5 protein-coding genes and 1 pseudogene are annotated in these 5,202 nt (G+C 35.7%); 2 read left to right on the top strand and 4 right to left on the bottom strand.

Annotation, left to right across the window (positions count from 1 at the left end):
• From AC3DU7_RS21015 to sufB, 4 genes and pseudogenes are all read right to left on the bottom strand, one after another.
• Positions 1 to 275: pseudogene (locus AC3DU7_RS21015) on the bottom strand (Fe-S cluster assembly protein SufD); the annotation flags it as partial.
• A gap of 165 nt (positions 276 to 440) precedes the next feature.
• Positions 441 to 1,232 carry a Fe-S cluster assembly ATPase SufC gene (sufC, locus tag AC3DU7_RS21010; protein ID WP_488041250.1) on the bottom strand — a complete coding sequence of 264 codons (792 nt, stop codon included), beginning with the start codon at positions 1,230 to 1,232 and terminating at the stop codon, positions 441 to 443.
• A gap of 174 nt (positions 1,233 to 1,406) precedes the next feature.
• Positions 1,407 to 1,763, bottom strand: coding sequence for a four helix bundle protein (locus tag AC3DU7_RS21005; protein WP_488041249.1), 357 nt, complete (start codon positions 1,761 to 1,763; stop codon positions 1,407 to 1,409).
• 415 nt (positions 1,764 to 2,178) lie between these two features.
• Positions 2,179 to 3,615, bottom strand: a complete 1,437-nt coding sequence (gene sufB / locus AC3DU7_RS21000; RefSeq protein WP_488041248.1) for a Fe-S cluster assembly protein SufB — start codon at positions 3,613 to 3,615, stop codon at positions 2,179 to 2,181.
• Between the two features lie 152 nt (positions 3,616 to 3,767).
• On the opposite strand from sufB, the gene sufR reads away from it, so the two are divergent.
• The gene (gene sufR / locus AC3DU7_RS20995) at positions 3,768 to 4,508 is read left to right on the top strand and encodes an iron-sulfur cluster biosynthesis transcriptional regulator SufR (RefSeq protein WP_488041247.1); all 741 of its coding nucleotides are present in this window, start codon (positions 3,768 to 3,770) and stop codon (positions 4,506 to 4,508) included.
• Between the two features lie 297 nt (positions 4,509 to 4,805).
• Positions 4,806 to 5,171, top strand: a complete 366-nt coding sequence (locus AC3DU7_RS20990; RefSeq protein ID WP_488041246.1) for a hypothetical protein — start codon at positions 4,806 to 4,808, stop codon at positions 5,169 to 5,171.
• Positions 5,172 to 5,202 lie beyond the last annotated feature (31 nt).

Raw genomic sequence — 5,202 nt, 5'->3', positions numbered from 1 at the left:
GTAATATTCAAAGCATCCAAATTTACTGGTGCTGGCGCTTGAAAATCTAACTTCATCATTGCAGATAAGTCAGAAAACCGCCATTCTTCATCTTGCTTTGTCGGAAAGGCCAATTCACGCACCCAGGTTGCTGCGCGATCGCGTACTTGCTGTAACCAACTTGCCATATTTCCATCTAGAGGAAATTCTGCTGGTACCGTTGGAGATACTCCTTTACAACACTCTTTCAGCAACTTATCTAAATAAGATATCTCTGGTTTTACGGACACTTGCATACTTTTTACAGAATAATTAAGGTTTAAAAAAGCCTATCCTTTAAAGGAGAAAAAGCGGTCCAGGGATAGCGATATTTCCTCGCCATATCCATTAGAATAAGAGAAGACCAAATTTTCCTTAAGCCTCTAAAGAAGAGGTAATAGTTAATTATTAATTATTAATTATTAATTATTAATTATATAAGCTTTTGCCTCTTCAACCACATCATCGTAACCTTTTTCTTCTAATTCTAATGCCAATTCTTTTGTACCAGTTTTAATAATTTTACCGCCTTCTGTTACATGAACAAAGTCTGGCACAATATAGTTTAATAAACGTTGGTAGTGAGTAATTACTAACAGAGAATTTGATTCATTTGCTAATTGATTTACTCCATTTGCCACTATTCTCAAAGCATCAATATCTAACCCTGAGTCAGTCTCATCTAAAATTGCTAATTTTGGCTCTAACAATGCCATTTGTAAGATTTCATTGCGTTTTTTTTCTCCACCAGAAAAACCTTCATTTACACTCCGGTCTAAAAACTCTGGCTTCATCTTAACGATATCTAATTTATCCTGAACTAAATCGTCAAAATCAAAAGCATCTAATTCTTCTAATCCCTGATGTTTACGTTTAGTATTATAAGCAACTCGCAAAAAGTCTAAATTACTAACTCCAGGAATTTCTAGGGGATATTGAAAAGCCAAAAAAATACCATTTAATGAACGTTCTTCTGGCTCCATTTCTAATAATTTTTTGCCTAAAAAGGTAATTTCTCCCCCTGTAACTTCGTAAGCTGGATGACCTGCTAATACTTTAGAAAATGTACTTTTTCCGGAACCATTCGGACCCATAATGGCATGAATTTCTCCAGCTTTTATTTCTAGATTCAAACCTTTGAGAATCTCTTTTCCTTCTACATTAGCAGTTAAATTTTTAACAGATAATATAACTTCGCTATTTTCTTTAATCATGTTTACCTCTTTTGTAATGAATAATTAATAATGAATATTTGATAATTAGAGTCTTAGAGAGTTAGATAAAAAACTAAAATTTTAAACAACTCTTTCATCATCAATTATCAATTGTTTATTGGTTGTTTGATTTTGTCAAATTTACAATAGCCGTCATCCGTAAATTATTAATTATTAATTATTATTTGATTTGGTTGATTTGACAATAGCTGTCAGAAGTTTCAAGAGTTCTATACAGTCTTGATTAATTGAGTTAAATCCTCTGACATCAATGTAATTTGCTTGATGTAATAGCTCTAACCAATATAGAGTTTCATTGACCTCTTTCAGAGCAACAGCATTTTTATGTACAAAATCGGCACTACTTTCAGCATATTCAGCTTCACGCACCAAAGCACCAATTGCTGTACCACTACGGAGTAATTGCTTTGATAAAACATACTCCTGTTTCTCTTGATTAAGGTGTTTTGACAGTTTAACAATTCGTAGTGCAAATGCAAATGATTTTTCTTTAACTACATTATTTTTCACAATTATCAATTACCAATTATCCATTATTAATTATTAGATGTGATTTACAAAGTAAATATTAAGAGGATAAATGCTTTACAGTGTAAGAGTTCGACACTATCCCACCCCCCAGGGCATAATTTTCCGCAAACCCATAGTAGAAATGAGTTTCAACCCAGTTTACAAATCAGCTCTTAATTATTAATTATTAATTATTCATTATTAATTATTAGAGACTGTTTGTAAAAGGAATATTAAATCCAGCTCACGGGGTAGGTTAGGCGACAATACTTATGTTGACTCACCAAAATCTTAACTGTCCGCCGTAACCGACCAATATTAAGCACTCTAGATGTCTTAATCTTTGGTTTACAAACACTCTCTTAATTATTAATTATTAATTATTAATTATTAATTATTAATTATTAATTATTAATTATCCCACTGTTCCTTCTAATTTCAAACTCAATAATTTGTCAGCTTCAACAGCAAACTCCATAGGCAACTCATTAAAAACATCCTTACAGAAACCACTAATAATCATAGACACTGCATCTTCAGCAGAAATACCCCGTTGAGTAAAATAGAAAAGCTGGTCTTCACCAATTTTAGAAGTAGAAGCTTCATGCTCAACCTTAGCAGTATTATTATCTACTTGAATATAAGGAAAAGTATTTGCTTGAGCGCGATCGCCAATTAACATTGAATCACATTGAGAATAATTCCGCGATCCCTTAGCACCAGACCCCATTTTCACCAAACCACGGTAACTATTAGCAGAGTTGCCAGCAGAAATACCCTTAGAAATAATTGTACTGCGAGTATTTTTGCCAATATGTACCATTTTCGTACCTGTATCTGCTTGCTGCTTATTATTAGTCAGAGCAACAGAATAAAATTCTCCCACAGAGTTGTCTCCCACTAACACACAGCTAGGATATTTCCAGGTAATAGCAGAGCCAGTTTCTACCTGCGTCCAAGAAATTTTAGAATTTACCCCCTTGCACAAACCCCGCTTAGTCACAAAATTATAAATACCACCTTTACCATTTTCATCACCAGCAAACCAGTTTTGCACCGTCGAATATTTAATCTCAGCATTATCGAGAGTAACAAGTTCAACTACAGCAGCGTGAAGTTGGTTAGTATCAAACATTGGAGCAGTACAACCTTCCAGATATGTTACCGAACTACCCTCCTCTGCTACAATTAAAGTCCGCTCAAATTGACCAGCATCTCCATTGTTAATTCTGAAATAGGTAGAAAGATCCATCGGACATTTTACACCTTTAGGAATAAAAACAAAAGACCCATCACTAAATACAGCAGAATTAAGAGCAGTAAAGAAATTATCCCCTACAGGTACAACACTACCAAGATATTTTTCCACCAACTCTGGATACTCCTGCACCGCTTCAGAAATAGAACAAAAAATAACACCATCTTCAGCGAGTTTCTCCTTAAAAGTAGTCGCAACAGAAACACTATCAAATACAGCATCAACCGCCACATTACTCAGACGTTTCTGCTCCGAAAGGGGAATGCCAAGCTTATCAAAAGTCTCTAACAAAGTAGGATCTACTTCATCTAGACTTTTCTTCTTATCTTGAACTTTTGGTGCAGAATAGTAAATAATATTCTGATAATCTATTTGTGGATAGTCAACGTGCGCCCAAACTGGTTCCTTCATTTGTAGCCACTTCCGATATGCTTTCAGACGAAAGTTGAGCATAAACTCTGGCTCATTTTTTTTAGCAGATATCAGACGAACTACATCTTCGCTCAGTCCACGAGGAATAGTTTCTGATTCTATATTAGTAACGAAGCCATATTTATATGGTTGATTCACTAAGTTTGTTACTTTAGCAGTCATTGTATTTATTTCCTATTTATATTTACTTCTTTAGTAATTTAGATGGCCTTTAGCGACCACTTAAACAACTTATTTGTTGCTTAAGTCTATTTTAGGTTACATTAACAACAATGATATTGTCAAAGTCCAATTTAAGTATTTTTTTTGACAAAATGGAAATTACTCAACAAAATTCGACCAAACAAGAAATCTTACAACATTTAATGAAGCGAACTCAAGCCACCGCTTTAGAGTTGGCAGAATCTTTAGAAATTAGCCCCCAAGCTATACGTCGCCATTTAAAAGACTTAGAAACAGAAGGACTTATTGTATATAAGTCGGTACAAACCGGGATGGGAAGGCCACAACATATTTATCAATTGACAACCCAAGGACGCGATCGCTTTCCCCATAATTATGATGAGTTTGCTGTTTCCTTCCTCGACACCTTAGCCGAAACTATTGGCCAAGACCAACTCAGTCAAGTATTCCACAAACAATGGCAGCGTAAAGCAATGCACTATCGCCAACTATTAGGGACAGGAAAAGTGCAGGAACGCGTAGCCCATTTAGTAGAACTCCGCAAAGCTGAGGGTTTCATGGCAGAGTGGTATCCTGTAGAATCTCAGGAAGTGGACGAGCGATCGCTCAAAATTCAGAACTCAAAAGTCAAAAGTGATTCAGCTTCCTCAGCAGAAATAGGAGAACCACAGTTGCCCGTTGAAAGCTACATATTTATGGAGCACAACTGTGCTATCTCCAGTGTGGCCGAATCTTTCCCCAGTGTTTGTGGCCATGAATTAGAGATGTTTGGTGCTGTACTGCCTGATTGTACTGTGGAGAGAACTCATTGGATTGTTAATGGAGAACATCGTTGTGGTTATTTAATAACTAAGAGAGGGAACAGGGAATAGGGGGACATTTCTCTATCTGAGGTTTATCATCAGTCTCTATCCTAAACAACTTGTTCTTGTTCCTTGCGATAAAAATGAGTGTCTAAATTCTGAGATAGAATCCGGTTATATAAATATGATATGTGTTGATAATTCTATAATTACTTCAATCTCCTGCCCCACTCCCCCACTCCTTGTACGGACCTTGCATGCAACGTCCGTACCTACTCCCTTCCGTATCAGTGTATCCGTGCCATAATCCGTGTGAGCCACTCCCTTTTTATCCTTAAATCAAAAAATATAAAATCAAAAATTAATATGCAACAATCTATGGAATTTTTAACAGCGGAGGAATCTGCTCAAGTTGATGCAGCGCTTCTAACTTCCAAAGACAAGTTTTCAACGCGACTGGCCATTTATTCATTGAGGTGTCTGAAGCAAGTAGCAGAGGAAACAGGTTTAGCTCCAGATGAAATACCTTCAGAACAGATAACTACTTGGATTCAAAAGGACGAGAATATTAAGCAAAATTTAGATGTGGATGCTAACTTTGAGAGCTTTTTTACTAGATTGGTCATCTCCTCGTTACGTCCTTTAAAGGAGATTTCTCAAGAATTTGGCGTACCCCTTCAAAATTTGACAGTCCAAGAAGTTGTTAAGTGGTATGAAGAGGGTATTCAATAATTAATAATTAATAATTAATAATGAATAATTA

It is taken from the genome of Okeania sp. (assembly GCF_983059655.1).
This window is presented reverse-complemented; position numbering and strand designations above follow the sequence as displayed.